The organism is Syntrophothermus lipocalidus DSM 12680, assembly GCF_000092405.1.
GTDB classification, from domain to species: Bacteria; Bacillota; Syntrophomonadia; order Syntrophomonadales; family Syntrophothermaceae; genus Syntrophothermus; species Syntrophothermus lipocalidus.
In genome coordinates this window covers 818828-836410 of the sequence record NC_014220.1, presented here as the reverse complement: position 1 = coordinate 836410, position 17583 = coordinate 818828, and the positions used below count along the sequence as shown (strand labels likewise).

Here is a 17583-nt window from a genome sequence, read left to right as displayed (position 1 = left end):
CATAAACGATAAGAACAGATAATGATCCGCGGTTGCTTGCGAACAAACAACGCCTTAGTCTTAGTCTCGGGCCCGCAGTAACCTCATGCTGTTAAGAGTCACCAACAACGATGTCCCCGTATCTCCAGCCACCGCCAGCCACATGGTCAACCATCCCGGTATTACCAGCAACAAGATGATCCCTTTTAATAATAAGGAAAATGCTATATTTTGCCGAATGATACTCACGGCTTTTCGGCTCAGCTTCACCGTATAGGGTAACTTTAAGAGATCATCGGCCATTAAGGCAATATCGGCCGTTTCTAAAGCAGCATCGGTTCCTGCCGCGCCCATTGCGATGCCCACTGTCGACGCCGCCATGGCCGGAGCATCGTTCACCCCATCGCCTACCATCGCCACTTTACCATATTTGGCCAAAAGGTCTCTGATAACGTCCAGTTTCCCCTCGGGTAACAAGTCCGCTCTAAATTCGTCAATCCCTACCTCGCGACCAACAGCGCTTGCCGTAGATTCGTTGTCCCCGGTTAGCATCACCGTTTTCCTTATCCCTAGCTGTTTCAGTTTACTGACTGCCGCGCGGCTGTGTTCGCGCAAGGTATCCGCTGTCGCAATAAGCCCGAGGACTCTCTTATCATCTCCCACAATTATTACCGTTTTGCCACACGACTGCAACCTTGCAATGTCTTTTCGGGCTGCCGCAAGGCTAATCCCAAGTTCGGCAATGAAGCGTTCACTCCCGATGTGGTACCGCTTATCACCTATGTTTCCCTGTGCTCCCCGCCCTGGAACGGATCTAAACCCGCTAACGGCAGGCGCGTCAATTCCTGCGTCCTTGGCGTATTTCGTTATGGCCTCGCCTAAAGGATGCTCCGACCGCGCTTCAATAGCAGCTGCAACCTGGATTACTTCCTGAGCTGTGGCCGTTAGCGGAACCACATCAGTTACTCTCGGTTCTCCCACCGTCAAGGTGCCGGTCTTGTCAAAGGCAACAACAGAAAGAGTTCCGGCCTCTTCTAGGTAACCTCCACCCTTTATCAAGACCCCGTTTCTGGCCGCATTCCCCAACGCCGCCACTACAGCAACCGGAGTCGAGATGACAAGGGCACAAGGACAAGCGACCAGCAACATGGCCAAAGCCTCATACAGCCACTTGTTAAAAGGCTGGTGTAATCCCAAAGGGGGAACTATTGCAACCAGGATTGCTGCTGTTATGACGATTGGAGTATAGTAGCGGGCAAACCTATCTACTGTTTGCTGTGAAGGAGCCCGCTGGGTCTGCGCTTGTTCTACCAAACGGATGATCCTCGATACCGTGTTGTCCTGGGCAGCTCTGGTGACCTCAACCTCAAGAGCCCCCATTCCGTTAATACTTCCTGCTAAGACCTCATCACCGGGTTTCTTTTCCACCGGCACCGACTCTCCGGTTATGGCAGCTTGGTTGACAAAAGTAGTTCCCTCCAATATCCTGCCATCTACGGGCACACGCTCACCCGGGCGCACTATTACTACATCTCCAATCCGGATATCCTGCACTGACAGTACCTCCTCACGCCCGTCCCGCCGAACGACTGCCTCGTCGGGTGCGAGTTCCATCAAGGCTCTGATTGAACTCCTGGTCCTTTCGAAAGTGTAACCCTGTAAAGTGTTACCGAGCGAGAACAAGAATACCACCGCTGCCGCCTCTTCCAGGCGCCCTATAGCGACCGCTCCCGCGACGGCAATCACTACTAATACGTTCATGTCAAGTTCTCTGGCACTCCTGATGATCGCCCAACCGTTTCGGGCAGGTAAATATCCCCCAAACAAGATGGCGACCAAATAAGCAGCACTTACTATCGAATCGGGCAGACCGAGAAGACCGAAAAATAATCCTATCGCTACCATAGTTCCGGATAAAACCGTTGGCAACGCATACTTGCTAGTGGCAGTGTTTTGCCCGTCAAACCCTGACTTAAGGCGTCTATCTTCTAGCTTTGCCGTGTAACCCATAGCTTCAATGGTCTTTAGGATTTCCGGCAACGGTCCGCTGTGGTCAACCTCAACCTTGGAAAGAGCAAGGTTAACAACAGCTCGTTTTACACCGGGAATTCGCCTCAGACCCGTTTCCAGCTTGGCAGCACAATCCCCGCAATCGAGGCCGAAAATTCGAATAGTGCTGGTAATACCCTCGGCTAAAGCACCGGTGTTTGAACACCCCTCCGCCTTTGTTGTTGTGTATCCCAATTCACTCACTTTGGAGACTACCTGTTCAACCTCGATCAGAGCCGGGTCATACAGAAAAGCCAGCTTGCTGGACCTCACCAGCACCTTGGCGTTAATTACCCCGGGTAACCCTTTAACTGCCTGCTCTACCCTGGCCGCACAATCAGGGCAGTCTATTCCCCTGACATAGATGTCGGCCGAAAACGCAGCATCTGGAATTGTTACAGCTTTGTCCATGAGCCTGTCCTCCGTTCTAAAGATACTTAGCGCTACTTCGGCGTCTCATCATGGCATCGAGAACGAATTCACTCGGTGACGTGTTCCAACCCTTGCTGGAAAAGCTTTTCCACATGTTTGTCTGCCAGCGAGTAATAGACTACTTTTCCCTCCCGGCGAAACCGGACCAGCTTCTGGGTGCGCAGAAGCCTCAGTTGATGAGAAACAGCGGACTCGGACGCGCCGATCACCGCCGCCAAATCGCACACACACAATTCCCTTCTTGACAGCGCGTAAAGCAATTTGACCCTCGTGGGATCTCCCAAAGCCCTGAAGACTTCTGCTAGCGCGTGGCTTACCTCCTCGGTTATCATCTCGCTCCGTACTTTCCTTACCGTGTCTTCATGAATACAATCGCATTCGCAAAACTCTATTGATTCTCGCACCACCCTGTCCTCCCTCTGATTGGCCCCGAAACCCTTCGTCCTTTTTTGTTATGTTCATATGAACAATTATTCATATTACAATTACACCTTAGCCCCGCTTTTACTATTTGTCAATAAGGAATCTAAGAATTACATGAAGAAGGAAAGCTTGTCTTCTTGGAGAATACCATAGCAAGGTTAGTTTGACGCCCTAAGAAACCTTGATACCGTGGATCGGAAGGCACGCCACACGCAATTTCTCAAAAGGGAGGTTACTTAGTTTTGAGAAGCAAACCAAAGGTCTTGTTCCTGTGTACCCAAAACTCAGCCCGTTCTCAGATGGCCGAAGCTCTAATGCGCCACATGTATGGGGATCGTTTTGATGTCTTCAGCGCTGGAACCAACCCCGGGGTTGTTAATCCCTATGCCATCAGGGCTATGCAGGAGTTGGGGGTAGACATGTCCAGCCACCGATCAAAAAGCGTGGATGAGTTCATGGGCCAGGATTTCGATTACGTAGTTACTGTGTGTGACAACGCTCGAAAAAACTGTCCTTTCTTTCCAGGTAAGAATGTGATTCACCGGGCTTTCCGAGATCCGGCCGCAGCTAAAGGCACCAAGGAAGAAGTCATGGCGGTATTCCGGCAGATTAGAGATGAAATACAAAGCTGGCTCAAAGAACAGTTTGGGCAGTAAACAGCTCAAGAACCTGTACAGCAAGCGACGAATCAGAAACTGTTTGGGGGAGGGATTCGACCCTTTTGCTGCTACCCTTCATCCCTGTTTATGTCAGCCCCCAAACTCCTCAGTTTTTTCTCTAGGTTCTCGTAACCCCGGTCGATGTGAAAAGGTTTTTCTACTATAGTCTCCCCTTCAGCAGCTAACCCTGCCAACACCAGAGCTGCGCCAGCCCTCAGGTCTGTAGCTTCCACCCTAGCGCCGGTCAGTTTTTTCTTTCCTTGCACAACGGCTACCCTGCCTTCTACCCGTATATCTGCCCCCATTCTTCTCAATTCGTCCACGTGCATAAACCGATTTTCAAAAACAGTCTCAACTATAACGCTGGTCCCTTCCACTGTTGCCAACAGCGCCATCATCTGCGGTTGCATGTCGGTCGGGAACCCAGGAAAAGGAAGGGTCTTGATATCGACCGGCCTTAGTTTGTGCCCTCCTCGCACTCTTATCCCACCGTTGCACCGAATTACATTTACTCCTGATTCCATCAATTTGGCTAGTACCGGTTCTACGTGCTCTACCACCACATTGTCGATGAGAACATCGCCATTAGTTATGGCAGCTGCTACCATGAATGTGCCAGCTTCGATCCGGTCAGGAATCACATCGTATTCAACTCCTCCTAGGCTGCCCCCACCTTCTATGCGAATGGTGTCAAGCCCTGCCCCGCGAATCTTAGCTCCCATTCGGTTGAGAAAACTCTGCAGGTCCACTATCTCCGGTTCCCTAGCAGCGTTACGTATAATGGTGGTGCCTTCAGCCCCAACCGCAGCCATCATGATGTTCTCCGTCGCCCCAACGCTGGGAAAATCGAGCAGCACTTCCCTTCCTTTCAGGCAAGTCGCCTCAGCTTCTATATACCCCCTATCTTCGTTCACTTCACATCCCAGCAACCTAAAGCCCTTTATGTGCAAATCCATAGGCCGGCTTCCTATCGCGCACCCCCCGGGATAGGAAACCTTAGCCTTTCGAAACCTTCCTAACAACGCCCCCATCACTAGATTGGAAGCCCTCATCTTGCGGGTCAAAGCCTCAGGCAGTTCGCAACAATCTACTGAACGCGGATTAATAATTAGACTATCGTTTTCTCGTTTCACCTTAGCCCCTAGTTTCTTTAAAACCTCTTCCATTACCCGGACATCTTCTAAACTAGGCACGTTATGGAGGACACACTCATCGGTGCTAAGTAAACAAGCTGCCATTATCGGAAGAGTTGAATTCTTGGACCCGCTTACAGTAACACTCCCTTTTAAGCCTTTCCCTCCCTTGACCACAATCCTGGCCAATCGACTGCACCTCCGCTAAGCTCATGCTTGCGGGATCAGTTGACTCAATTCCTGCACCAGCTTAACTCCAGTCTGCCAGATATCCCCCGCGCCCATGGTAATTACCAAATCATCTGACTTCAACTGCTTGGCCACATAGTCGACTACCTCGTTTTTCGCCGGGATGTACACCGCATTGCATCCCTCAGCCACTGCTGACTTGTAGATAAGTTCACCGGTAACTCCAGGAATAGGTACTTCTCCCGCCCCGTAAACGTCAGTGATGATCACCATATCTGACCCTTGAAACGCCGGACCGAATTGGTGACCCAGCAATTTTGTCCTGGTATACCGGTGAGGTTGAAAGATAACAATAAGGCGGCTTCTATGAAACTGACGAGCCGCAAGAATCGTAGCCTTTATCTCGGTAGGGTGGTGGGCGTAATCATCGATTACGGTTATTCCGTTAAGTTTGCCTACAACCTCGAAACGTCTCTTGGCCCCCAAAAAACCCCCCAAGGCCCTCGTTATCCCTTCGAAATTAACCCCCACCTCACATCCTACGGCGATAGCAGCCATGGCATTAAGCACATTGTGAATCCCTGGTACCTTGAGATACACGTCTCCCAGCATCTGCCCCCGGCAATAGGCTTTGAAAGCCGAACCGATACCACAAGCTCTGATTTCGCGGCAGAAATAATCACTGTTGTCGTCAAATCCATAATAGACGAGACGAGCCCGGCTTTTCTGTTTGAGCCCTGCCAGAAATCTGTCTCCCGAAAACAAAACTGCAAACCCTTCAGGTAAAACCTGGTTTACAAACTGTTGGAAAGCGGACCGAATGTTTTCCTCTGATTGGTAATAATCCAGGTGATCATCCTCAACATTAGTCACGACGGCGACGTGAGGGTGAAGGCGAAGAAACGAAGCGTCACTTTCGTCGGCCTCAGCCACGAACAACTCTCCCCGCCCCAATTTAGCGTTGACAAGGCTTCGCTGCATCTGGCCTCCGATGATAAAAGTCGGATCCAAACCGTTGTCTTCGAGCACCAACGAGATCATGGAAGTAGTCGTGGTCTTACCGTGGGCTCCTGCTATGGCTATTCCTCGGTATTTATTCGAGAGTAACGCCAGCATCTCACCCCTTTTGATGACAGGAATGCCCAACCGTTTGGCAGCCTGAATCTCGGGGTTATCAGGCGGTATAGCGGAAGACACCACTACCAGCTCCGTTTTCGGCGAAAGAAAACCCTCGGCATGCCCTGTATATACCTTTATGCCTCTTTCCTCTAAGATTTTGGTCACTTCACTTTTGCGCAGGTCTGATCCGGATACACAGGCTCCCATCTCGTGCAAAACTACGGCAATACCGCTCATCCCTGCCCCACCTATGCCTACCATATGAATCCGTTTCCCTGTGACGGTCACTTCGTTTCATCTCCTTCAAGATACGGATTAACCTATTCTGCTAGATTTTCAATGTGATTTTCAATGTATAGTATGCGAAACTAATAGAAATGGTTACAGTAAACTTGTCCTCGCAAAATCCACAATAAATAGTCAATGCAAGCAACTAACAACTATATCAACTATCTGGGCGAGAGCTTCTGGTTTGCCTTGCGCTTTCATCTTGGCAGACATTTCTTTTAATCTTACCGGATTATTTCTCAATTCTTCTATCTTCTTAAACAGTACATCTCCGTCCAGAAACTCGTCAATTATCACCTCGGCTGCTCCTCTAGCTGCAAGGCTTCGAGCATTTTTTTCCTGGTGATTTTCAGCAGAATACGGGTAGGGAACCAGTATCGCCGGTAAGCCTACCACTGCAAGCTCAGATAGGGTAGCGGCACCGGCCCGGCAAACAGCCAAATCAGCAGCAGCCAAAGCGTACTCCATTTGCTGCAAATAAGGAAGAAGTCTCAGCCTCAAGGTCGCGCTTTCCCACACTGCAGGAGCTATGTTGTCTTTTATATTCTGATACCCGTTTTCGCCAGTTATCCATAATATTTGTACTTTTTCCATTATATATCGTTCAACCACCTGTAACATGGCTGAATTGATGCTTGCCGCCCCCAAGCTGCCTCCAAACGCCACCAAAGTAAAGACTGAGGGCGAAAAACCGAACTGCTCAAGTCCTTGTTTCTTGGTGGTTTCCATGATTTCGCTGCGAACCGGGAGCCCGGTTACTACCACCCTTCTGGCCTGCAAGTACTTTCTAGCCTCTTCAAAACTCAGCAAGACCCAGTCAGCTCTCTTGGCTAACAGCCTGTTGGCCAAGCCGGGAAAAGCGTTTTGCTCGTGAATAACCGTCTTAATACCCATAAGATTCGCTGCCATCACAACCGGGTAAGACACGTATCCCCCAGTTCCTACCACCACGTCCGGTGCAAAATCCCTGAGAATCGTCCAGGCTTGCCAGAATCCTTGCGGGACCTTTAGTAAGGAACGAACCGCTTTAAGCATTGAGTTCCGATTCAATCCCTCTATATCTATGGTTTGTAACCGGAATTCGGTTTGCGGGATAATCCTGCTCTCCAACCCTTTCTTAGTGCCTATGAAGAGCACATTAATAGAGGGAACCTTCGCTTTCACCCCTCTGGCGATCGCCAGAGCCGGGTATAGATGTCCTCCGGTTCCCCCCCCTGCTATCACCATCTTCAATTCACTCACCTCACTCAACGGTAACCGGCGTAACGAGAGATGTTCAATAAAAGTCCTACCCCTATTAGAATAAAAAGCAAAGATGATCCGCCATAACTAATAAAAGGTAGTGGTATTCCTGTCACCGGTAGGACTCCTGAAACCACTCCTATATTCACCGCCGCTTGAAACACAATCATGGTGGTTATGCCGGCTGCCAGCAGTGCCCCGAAATTATCTGGAGCGTTCAAGGCAATTCTATAACCTCTCCAGGCCAGCAACAGGAACAACATTAAAACCAGACTGGTTCCGAGAAAACCCAATTCCTCCCCCAGTATAGCGAAAATGAAATCCGTGTGCTGTTCCGGCAGGTAAAAGAATTTTTGGCGGCTGCGCCCCAGCCCCATCCCGAACAAACCCCCAGAGCCCAGAGCGTACAAGGATTGGATGGTCTGAAAACCGGAGCCACTCGGATCCTTCCAGGGATCAAGGAAGGCAAGAAACCGCTTGAGCCGGTAGCTCTCGAAAAAAATAGCAACTGCCACCAAAACGGCTCCGGCCATCCCTAATAGACCCATATGAGTCATCCGGGCCCCGGCCATGGCCAGCATGGTCAAAGCGGTAACCAGGATGATAAAAGTGGTGCCTAAATCGGGTTGCATCATAACTAACAAGCAAATGACTCCGATAAATAGCACATAAGGGAAAATACCTCGGGTTAGAGAAGACAATCTCTCCGTATTTTGGCTAAGGCTTGAGGCTAGAAACAGCACCAGGCACAGTTTGGCCATCTCAGACGGGTTAAACCTCAAGAACCCTACGCCCAACCAGCGGGTCGAGCCCTTTACCGAAGGAGTGAACAGAACCAGTATCAAACATACCAACGCCACTATTAGGGCTGGAACTGCTAAGTCCTTTAGCCGCGAATAGTTTATCTTGGTGACTACCCACATGACCGGCAAAGCAATTGCCACCCATAAAACCTGGCGTTTAAAAAAATAATAGGGATCGTGATAGCGCACGTTGGCGGTAACCGAACTGGAGCTAAAGACCATTATTACGCCTATAGCTATCAGCATCAGCGTGGTTATGAAAAGAACAAAGTCTGGAGGCCCTTGTTTCCTTCTCAAACCCGTTCCTCCTCCAGGGAATTTACCAGTTGGCAAAACAGATCTCCTCGCTCTTCGAAACTGTTGAACATGTCCCAGCTCGCACAGGCTGGAGATAGTAAGACTACGTCCCCGGGCCGGGCCAATTCTTTTGCTCTATAAACAGCCTCTTCGAAGCTTTTCGCCACATCTATATGCTGAAATCCCTGTTCCAGTACTTTTTCCCTGATTAGAAGACTGGCTTCACCCACCAACACCAGGTGCCTGACTTTATCCTTTATCACCCGGGACAAGACAGTGAAATCCGCCCCTTTGTTTCTTCCTCCGGCAATAAGGATCACCGGTTCCTGAAACGCCTGCAGGGCCTTAATGGTCGATTCTGGGTTAGTACCTTTTGAGTCGTTTACATAGAGCACACCATTGACTCGCCTGACTTCTTCCAGCCGGTGCCTCACTCCCTTGAAACTACGCAAAGTGTCCGCGATAGTATCTGGTTTAACACCCAGAGCTATGGCTATCCCGACAGCGCACAGCACGTTTTCAAGGTTGTGCTCCCCGCGTAGGGCAACATTCTCCCTCGGACAGATAACTACCTCATCATCGTACAACCGGGCCTTTATTTTACCATCTTCCACATAAACCCCGCGAGGCAACCTCCGGGCTGTAGAGAAAAAGATGACTTGAGACTTGGCTTCAGTTTTCAGTCTCCTAACCCAGGCATCTTCGTAGTTCAACACCGAAAAATCGTCCGGACCCTGATTGCTCAAAATCTTGGCTTTGGCTTCCACGTATTGTTCCATAGTACCGTGACGGTCGAGATGATCGGGGGTTATGTTTAGTACAGCCGCTACTCGAGGGTGAAACTCCCTGATCGTCTCCAACTGGAAGCTCGAAACCTCTACCGAGACTACCCCATGCTCTATCTCGTCAATAACCGATATCAACGGAACCCCGATGTTACCACATGCAGCGGTATTGACACCAGATTTGTCGAGTATCTCTGCTACAAAAGCTGTAGTAGTCGTTTTTCCGTTGGTCCCGGTTATTGCTACTATTTCTACTGCATCGTTTTTCAAATGGTAAGCCAGCTCGATCTCTCCTATGACCGGAGTACCCGCTTCAATCACCCTCCGTACCACTTCCGCGTCCATGGATACCCCGGGACTAACCACCGCCAAGTCATACTCCCCTGGCTTAATCGTCAGTTCTTCTCCTAGCACCTTTTTCACGTCGAATTCCGCCAGCTCTGCCAAAGCTTTTCCTAGCTGCTCTTCTGCCTTCTGATCATAAACCGTAACCCTTCCTCCTCTTCGGGCCAGCGTCCGGGCAACAGCTACCCCGCTTTTAGCCAAACCTATTACAATAAACTTTTTACCCCTGATTTTCATCGTACAAAGTCACCCCTACCCCAGGTTTCTAAAACCTAGTAGTCCCAGCACCACAAAAGCAAGCGATACTGTCCAAAAAACCAAAACCACTTTTGCCTCCGACCAACCCTTGAGCTCAAAATGGTGGTGCAAAGGAGCCATTAAAAAGACACGCCGGCCAGTCAGCTGAAAAGATAGCACCTGAACTATAACACTCAAGGCTTCCAGTACATATAGCCCCCCGATGACCAGAAGGGCTATCTCAGACTTAGTAATAGCAGCTAGAGCGGCAACCGCCCCTCCCAAGGCCATTGACCCAGTGTCACCCATGAACACACGAGCAGGATAATGGTTAAAGATCAGAAATCCGAGACAGGCCCCGGCTAGAGCACCCGAAAAAACGGCCAGGCTGAAATGAGAAGTTGCAATACTTATTACCACATACCCCAAAGCCACAAAAAAGGTTACTCCGGCCGCTAATCCATCTAACCCGTCGGTGAGGTTTACGGCATTGGCAGTGCTGATTAATACCAAAACTAGCAGTACCATATAAAAAGGTCCCAGCTCAACACCGAAGCCGGTAAAAGGAACTGCCACCTCGGTTCCTCTTCCCAGGACCACAACCAGTATGAATCCGAATATCAAGCTAATGAGCAGTTGCAGGCCAAGTTTTTCTCGCGCCCTTAAACCGAGGGATCTTTTCAGCACCACTTTAATGTAATCGTCCCAGAATCCCACGGCTCCAAAAGCCACTGTAACCAGCACACAAGCCAGCACCTCAAGACTATTCCCTGCCAGGATAAGGGAAGCGAATAAGACTGCCGTGATCATCATAATGCCCCCCATAGTAGGGGTACCGGCTTTAGCCAAATGACGTTTAGGCCCGTCATCCCTGATACTCTGTCCAGCTCTGAGTCTGCGCAGAAGCGGGATGACAAAGGGTCCCATCACCACACAGATAAGGATCGATATCCCGGCAGCTACCACCGTGTCTGTCACAATCCCATGCACCGACAAAACCTCCGCCCTGCTCCAATCGCTTAAATTGCTCAAACCTCTAACTCTTGTACTATGTCTTCCATGTGCATACCCCGGGAAGCCTTGATCAATACTACAGCCTCCGCCGGCAAGTCTGACTTCAAATAAGCGATTGCCAGTTCTTTATCAGAAAAATGCAGTATCCTCTCCTTGTCCAAACCGGCTTCTTTCGCCGCCTCCCCAATATGCCTGGCCAACTCCCCAACGGTTACCAAACGCTCTACACCAAGCTCAGCCGCTTTGTAGCCAACCTCTCGGTGCCCCTGTACCTCATAACTGCCCAATTCATACATATCACCCAGCACAGCAACTCTATAGCGGCCGGCTGCAACATCCGATAACACTTCCAACCCCGCTTTCATCGATACTGGGTTAGCGTTGTAGCAATCGTCGATGATGGTAATACCTCCCAGCCCAGTTTTGATGTTCAACCTCCGGCTGGAAGGGGAAAAAGAACGTATTTTAGACTGGATATCCGCCAGGTCTACCCCTAGGCGCACGGCAACCCCTGCTGCTGCAATGACATTATAAGCAAGATGCGAACCTGGGAAAGGCAGACAAAACTCTGCCGCCTGCCCGGCGAGGCTCGCTTTTATCCTGGTCTCCTCGCTGGAAGAATTCACATCCAGCAGGCGGTCATCACAGTTTGCACCCCACCCAAAGCGAACCTTTTTGACCGCATACTTTTCAGCCGCTTCAACCAGTAGAGGATTGTCACCATTAATGGCAACGAATCCCCGCTCGTCCACATACTTAAATAACTCGCACTTGGCCTGAGCTATTCTTTCCATGCTCCCCAGATTTTCCAAATGTACCGGTTCTACGTTAACAATGATGCCGCACGTCGGCAAAGCTATCGATGCTAACTCTTCTATCTCACCCAGGTTACGCATGGCCATCTCTACCACACAAGCTTCATACCTGTGGTCCAATCTCAGCAGGGTAAGCGGAACCCCGATTTCGTTGTTATAATTTCCTTCCGTTTTAAGGGTCTGAAACCTCGCTTCCAAACAGGTAGCGGTCAGATCTTTAGTCGTGGTTTTACCGACACTTCCAGTAACCCCAACCAGGTGTAGCTTGAACCTTTGCCGGTGCCAACGAGCTAGCATCTGCAAGGCCTTTTTCACATCCCTAACCAATATGAGCCCTCTCTCTCCCAGGCCCTGAGGCAAAGACACTGGACGGCTGACAACAGCAGCTAATGCTCCGTTCCTTAAGGCCTCCGGGACGAAATCATGCCCGTCATGTCTATCCCCTTTTAAAGCAAAAAAGACATCTCCGTGGCCCGAGCGGCGCGAATTGAGGCTCACGCCTGTTATTTCTATATCGGGCCTGCCTTGTATGATGTTACCTTCAATTGCCCGCGCAATATCCAAGAGTCTACTGTACACTTTGAAGACGCTCCTTTATGAACTCCTTCGCAACTTCCCGGTCATCAAACGGCAGTACCTCATCTTTTAACAACTGGTAGGTCTCGTGCCCTTTCCCCGCTATGATAACCATGTCTTCCGCCTGGGCCATATTGATAGCCTGACCTATGGCCACCCTACGATCGGCTATTACGGTGTATCTGCTGTTAGGAACCTTCTTAACTCCTGTAACTATGTCTTCGATTATAGCCAAGGGGTCCTCGCTACGAGGGTTATCCGAAGTTATTATACTAAAATCGCTGCACTCCGCAGCTATTTTCCCCATAAGCGGCCGCTTGCCTCTGTCTCTGTCCCCTCCGCAGCCAAAAACTGTGATGATCCGCTTCTTCGCGATAGCCCGGGCGGTCTTAAGGATATTCTCCAGTCCATCGGGAGTATGAGCGTAGTCAACAATGACCGTAAAGTCTTGCCCACACTTAACGGTCTCGAACCTTCCCGGGATTCCTGATACCTTCTCTAGGCCCCGCTTTATAACCTCGGGAGAAATGCCTTCTTTCAAAGCAAAGGCAGCTGCCGCCAAGGCATTGGAAACGTTGAACCAACCGGATAGGTTGAGACTTAACCGCAGATCTCCTTCAGGCCATTTTAGAGTAAAACAAGACCCCTCGGGTTCGACTCGAACCTCGGTGGCTCTAACCGCGGCTTCGTCCGTAATTCCGTAAGTCACAACCCGGCTAGGAGTAGCATCTCTGAACACAGTCCAAGAAGGATCATCCCGGTTTATGACGGCAAAGTGACCGTCTTTGTTCTTCAGTCTGCGAAACAGTTTTAGCTTTGCTTCCCTGTAATCGTCCATTGTACGATGGTAATCAAGATGGTCCTGAGTAAGGTTAGTAAATACCGCCGCGTCAAAGTCTAAACAATCGACCCTGCCCAAATCCAGGGCATGGGAAGAAACCTCCATAACCGTGTAGTCGCCACCTTCGTCCACCACCCGGCGTATAAATCGTTCTAGATCGACCGACTCGGGGGTAGTATGGGCCATGCTTTCCTGCTTTCCCCTCCAGCGGGCATAAAGGGTTCCTAAAATTCCCACTTGATACCCCGCCTCTTCTAAGACCGAAGTGATCAAATGAGTGGTGGTCGTCTTTCCGTTAGTCCCGGTTACCCCTATCAATCGTAATTGCCGTGAAGGAGCCCCATAAAAATTGGAAGCAACTATAGGAAGGGCTTTGCGAGTATCTTTAACCCTCACCACAGTCACCCCTTGTGTTCCTGCGACCGGTTTTTCGACAAGAAGGGCTATGGCTCCCGCTCCCACCGCTGGGAGAACGTAGTCATGCCCGTCAACCTTGAATCCCGGAATACAAACAAAAAGATAACCTGGCTCAATTTTACGAGAATCGTATTGGACCCCTTTGATTTCCTTATCCAGGTCACCCGAAGTCTCTATAACTTCGAGTCCGCTGATAAGATTCTCCAATCTCGCCATCTCTGCCTCCTCAAGACTTACCTCATACCTGATTTGGTCTCTGCCTGCAGCAGCTCGCTGTTCAAGGTGCAGGCCCAAACTCCACCACCACAACCGATCCCGACTTAACCACGGCTCCCGGAGCTGGGTTTTGTTTCGCTGCCAACCCGTAGCCCTGCGGTTCCATGTGCAAGCCAATTTTCGCCAGTATACGGGCAACCTCACGCATGGATTTCCCCTGTAAATCGGGAACGGTAACCTCTTCTTCTCCTGCCTGTTGATTCACTTCTGACAGATAAACTATAACCTTGGTACCCTTCTTGACTTTCGAGTAAGCCCGGGGAGCCTGGCTCCATATCAGGTCCCCTGAGCCCTCCACCTGCACTTCGAGCCCCTGGCGCTTTATAATAGTAAGGGCATCATCCAAGGTTAGGTTAACGACATCGGGGACAGATACCGTTTCTTTCGTCTCGCCTTTTTCAACCTTAGGCACACCTTGTAAAGGCACTTCAAGGTATCGCAATGAATCGCGCATGATCTCCCTGAAAACCGGCGCAGCCACTGTACCACCATAATAAGGATAACCCTGAGGAGCGTCGATTACAACTATACAGGCCAGCCTGGGGTTGTTAGCCGGAGCAAATCCTACAAAAGAAGCTACATATTCGTTAGGGAGATAACCTCCGGAAGGCGATATCTTCTGGGCAGTTCCCGTTTTGCCAGCCACTCGGTACCCTTCAATATAAGCGTTCTGGCCAGTTCCGTTTTGCACAACTCCCTCCAGTATCAAGGCCAATTCCCGAGCCGTGGCTTTAGATATAACCTGTCTAACCGGTTCCGGTTCGACTCTCTTTACCACCTTACCATCGGCATCTAACACCTCTTTCAGCAAGTGTGGTTTCATCATAACCCCATCGTTGGCAACCGTAGAAACCGCCGTTAAAAGCTGAATAGGGGTAACCGCATTGGCTTGCCCCATAGCCATGGTGGCCAAATCGATTTGTTTGGCACGGGTACGCGGAACCAGAATTCCTTTGGCTTCACCTGGTAGGTCAATCCCTGTTTTTTGGCCAAAGCCAAAAGCATTTAGATACTGGTAGTACTTGTCAAGCCCTAACTCTAATCCTAAACTGACGAACCCCACATTACAAGAATGCTCGACCACTTCAACAAATGTCTGCGCGCCGTGCGCGCGCCCCTGTGAGCATGATATCGTCTCCTTGCCCACTTTGATGGACCCTGGGCAGAAAAACCGGCTGTTAGGCCGCACTACCCCTTCTTCCAACCCGGCGGCTGCCGTCACGATCTTCATAGTGGAGCCTGGTTCATAGGCATACCATATGGCGAGATTGCGGCGATTAACCTCTGGGTACTGCTTGTAATCGTTGGGGTCGAAACAGGGACGGTTGGCCATAGCCAGCACCTCTCCGGTTCTCGGGTCCATGACTACAGCTATAGCCCCTTTCGGTTTCCTGGCTTCCCAGACCCTGTCCAGTTCCCGTTCCACTATGTACTGAATAGTTTCATCTATGGTCAACACCACGCTGGCTCCGTCTGTAGGCGGAATATACCTGTGAGTTGCCTCCGGTATCTCCCGGCCTACGGCGTCATGTTCTATGACAATCCGCCCCGGTATACCGCCGATTATATCGTTGTACTGCCGGTCTACGCCTTCTAACCCTATGTTGTCTATGCTGCTTATTCCCAAAACATGACAAGCCAAGCTCTTTTTAGGATAAAAACGTCTGCTCTCCTCTACTAATCCTATCCCAGGCAAATCCAGTTTCTTTAGCTGGGCCGAAGTCTTAAAGTCTACCTGGCGTTTAATCCACTCAAATCCTGACACCTTGGTTATCCGCTGGTAGACGTTTTCTTCTTCCAACCCCAGTATTTGAGCCAGAGTATGGGCTATTTCTTCAGCCCTTCCCGACTTGCGTACTTCGGCCGGATTAGCATAGACGGAGTCGGCACTCACTGATATCGCCAGTTCCCGACCATTGCGATCATAAACTACACCTCGCTTGGCCTTCACCGGAACGTCGCGCATGCGGTTTTCGAGTGCTTTCTCCGACAGTTCAGCGCCCCTGACAATCTGTACCCAAAACATCCTTCCCATCAGTCCCAAAAATCCCAGTATGAAGAATAAAAAAAGCGTGACAATACGCTTCCTGATGGCGAGGTTGGTAGTTTGCATGAACTCCATCCCCCAGTCAACGCCAGAAATATCACCCTTTGAACGACTAGTTCCCTTGCCCCAGGCAGTATTCTAGTCTATCATCCCCAGCGTCTTTTTGCTGGCACTTGACCCTAATTTTACAACTACCCGGTACAGTTTTTCCAGCGGCTTTTCTTTGGCCTGACCGACAGTCTTCGGACGGCTGAGGCTCTCGACTGGAACGACCGGAACTTCTTCCTTCAAAGCAACCACCTGAACTTCGTCCGGTTTGCACATGCCCAGCTTGGTAACTGCCAACGTCTCGATACGCGAAGGCGAACTCAATTCGGCAATTCGTAACTCCAAGTGCCGGTTTTGTTGATCCAAGTCAGCTATCTCCTGCTTTAACTCAACTATTTGATACCCCAAAACCGCTAGCTGACACCGGATGAAAACCGCTAGCAAGCCCAACCCGAACAAGGCGGCGATTATAGCTATCAAGCGAACACTCTGTAAGTTCCGTCGTTTCGTAATCCTCCTCACTTTAGTGACCACAGGCACCCCGGCCCTGACCGGGTATCCTTGCACCATTATATGATTGGCCTGGGGCAATTTATTCGACCTCCATTCGCGGTAGATTTCTATTGGTTTCTAGATCTTTTCGGCTATCCTCAACTTAGCGCTGCGGCTGCGAGGATTGCGCGCTAGCTCAGCTTCAGTTGGTGTAATTGGCCTTTTGGTTACTATCTTCAAGCGTGCCCGGTGATTGCAGGTACAAACCGGTTGGTCAGAAGGGCAAAGACATCCCAAAGACTCACGCTTGAAAAAAGTCTTGACTATCCGATCCTCTAACGAATGAAAAGTAATAACTGCTATTCTTCCTTCGCTGGCCAGTACCTCCACCGCCTGTGGCAACACCTCCTCGAGTGCCTCCAATTCCTCATTCACGGCTATGCGCAGAGCTTGAAAGGTGCGACGGGCCGGATGCTTATCCTTCTTGGCCTGGGCCGGGACCGCCCTCTTTATCACCTCGACCAGCTCGAAGGTGGTGTTTATAGGCCTCTGTTGCCTCTCCCTGACAATTTCTCGGGCAATACGCCGAGCGTATCGTTCTTCACCCAATTCCCTTATAATCAGGGCTAATCGTTCTTCAGACCATTCATTGACCAGATGCCAGGCTGATAATTGCTGGTCAGTATTCATCCTCATATCGAGAGGGCCTTCTTCTTGGTAGCTGAAACCGCGACTGGCATCATCCAGCTGAAAGGACGAAACACCTAGATCAAGAACGATGCCATGAATCTCGCTTATGCCGTGCATCTTGAGTATTACTTGGAGGCGCCTGAAGTCACCGTGAATCAAAATCAGCTTTGAAGAAACGTTAGCTAGCTTTTTTCTCGCCTCTTCCAACGCCTTCGCATCCTTGTCTATCCCGATAATAGTGGCCTTCTCTCCCAGTTTTTGTACCAGACATGCGAGATGGCCACCACCACCGACTGTACAGTCGACGTAAACGCCATCAGGTTGTAGCGCAAGCATCGACACTGCTTCCTCCAACAGCACCGGAACATGCATGAAGTTTCACCCTTC

Annotated in this window: 14 protein-coding genes; 1 reads left to right on the top strand and 13 read right to left on the bottom strand. The window is 50.3% G+C overall.

Annotation, left to right across the window (positions count from 1 at the left end; all coding sequences use genetic code 11):
* Positions 1 to 60: 60 nt before the first annotated feature.
* Together SLIP_RS03945 and SLIP_RS03940 are read right to left on the bottom strand one after the other, a co-directional pair.
* On the bottom strand, positions 61 to 2439 hold the full coding sequence (locus tag SLIP_RS03945) for a heavy metal translocating P-type ATPase (protein WP_013174982.1): 2379 nt from the start codon (positions 2437 to 2439) through the stop codon (positions 61 to 63).
* A 68-nt stretch (positions 2440 to 2507) separates the two neighbouring features.
* On the bottom strand, positions 2508 to 2867 hold the full coding sequence (locus SLIP_RS03940) for an ArsR/SmtB family transcription factor (protein WP_013174981.1): 360 nt from the start codon (positions 2865 to 2867) through the stop codon (positions 2508 to 2510).
* 258 nt (positions 2868 to 3125) lie between these two features.
* Here SLIP_RS03940 and SLIP_RS03935 point away from each other — a divergent pair, with 258 nt between their 5' ends.
* Complete coding sequence (locus SLIP_RS03935) at positions 3126 to 3539, top strand: arsenate reductase ArsC (RefSeq protein WP_013174980.1); 414 nt, start codon at positions 3126 to 3128, stop codon at positions 3537 to 3539.
* A gap of 71 nt (positions 3540 to 3610) precedes the next feature.
* Here the strand turns inward: SLIP_RS03935 and murA are convergent, their stop codons facing one another.
* The 11 genes from murA to rsmH form a co-directional block, all read right to left on the bottom strand.
* On the bottom strand, positions 3611 to 4864 hold the full coding sequence (gene murA, locus SLIP_RS03930; RefSeq protein WP_013174979.1) for a UDP-N-acetylglucosamine 1-carboxyvinyltransferase: 1254 nt from the start codon (positions 4862 to 4864) through the stop codon (positions 3611 to 3613).
* Positions 4865 to 4885: 21 nt separating this feature from the next.
* Positions 4886 to 6271, bottom strand: a complete 1386-nt coding sequence (gene murC / locus SLIP_RS03925; protein ID WP_013174978.1) for a UDP-N-acetylmuramate--L-alanine ligase — start codon at positions 6269 to 6271, stop codon at positions 4886 to 4888.
* Between the two features lie 132 nt (positions 6272 to 6403).
* A complete protein-coding gene (gene murG, locus SLIP_RS03920; RefSeq protein WP_242649144.1) occupies positions 6404 to 7498 on the bottom strand; it encodes an undecaprenyldiphospho-muramoylpentapeptide beta-N-acetylglucosaminyltransferase in 1095 nt (364 codons plus the stop codon).
* A gap of 20 nt (positions 7499 to 7518) precedes the next feature.
* A complete protein-coding gene (ftsW, locus tag SLIP_RS03915; RefSeq protein WP_013174976.1) occupies positions 7519 to 8613 on the bottom strand; it encodes a putative lipid II flippase FtsW in 1095 nt (364 codons plus the stop codon).
* Positions 8610 to 9980: a UDP-N-acetylmuramoyl-L-alanine--D-glutamate ligase gene (gene murD / locus SLIP_RS03910; protein WP_013174975.1), complete on the bottom strand. Its 1371-nt coding sequence runs from the start codon at positions 9978 to 9980 to the stop codon at positions 8610 to 8612. Before murD ends, ftsW begins: the two co-directional genes overlap by 4 nt.
* A gap of 15 nt (positions 9981 to 9995) precedes the next feature.
* Positions 9996 to 10970 (bottom strand): phospho-N-acetylmuramoyl-pentapeptide-transferase, encoded by a 975-nt coding sequence (gene mraY, locus SLIP_RS03905; RefSeq protein WP_013174974.1) that lies wholly within the window; start codon positions 10968 to 10970, stop codon positions 9996 to 9998.
* A gap of 38 nt (positions 10971 to 11008) precedes the next feature.
* Positions 11009 to 12388, bottom strand: a complete 1380-nt coding sequence (locus SLIP_RS03900; protein ID WP_013174973.1) for a UDP-N-acetylmuramoyl-tripeptide--D-alanyl-D-alanine ligase — start codon at positions 12386 to 12388, stop codon at positions 11009 to 11011.
* Positions 12378 to 13859 (bottom strand): UDP-N-acetylmuramoyl-L-alanyl-D-glutamate--2,6-diaminopimelate ligase, encoded by a 1482-nt coding sequence (locus SLIP_RS03895; RefSeq protein ID WP_013174972.1) that lies wholly within the window; start codon positions 13857 to 13859, stop codon positions 12378 to 12380. The genes SLIP_RS03900 and SLIP_RS03895 overlap by 11 nt, the downstream gene beginning before the upstream one ends.
* 61 nt (positions 13860 to 13920) lie before the next feature.
* Positions 13921 to 16032: a stage V sporulation protein D gene (locus SLIP_RS03890; protein WP_013174971.1), complete on the bottom strand. Its 2112-nt coding sequence runs from the start codon at positions 16030 to 16032 to the stop codon at positions 13921 to 13923.
* Between the two features lie 72 nt (positions 16033 to 16104).
* Complete coding sequence (ftsL, locus tag SLIP_RS11980; protein WP_013174970.1) at positions 16105 to 16605, bottom strand: cell division protein FtsL; 501 nt, start codon at positions 16603 to 16605, stop codon at positions 16105 to 16107.
* Between the two features lie 39 nt (positions 16606 to 16644).
* Positions 16645 to 17568: a 16S rRNA (cytosine(1402)-N(4))-methyltransferase RsmH gene (gene rsmH / locus SLIP_RS03880; RefSeq protein ID WP_013174969.1), complete on the bottom strand. Its 924-nt coding sequence runs from the start codon at positions 17566 to 17568 to the stop codon at positions 16645 to 16647.
* Positions 17569 to 17583: the final 15 nt, after the last annotated feature.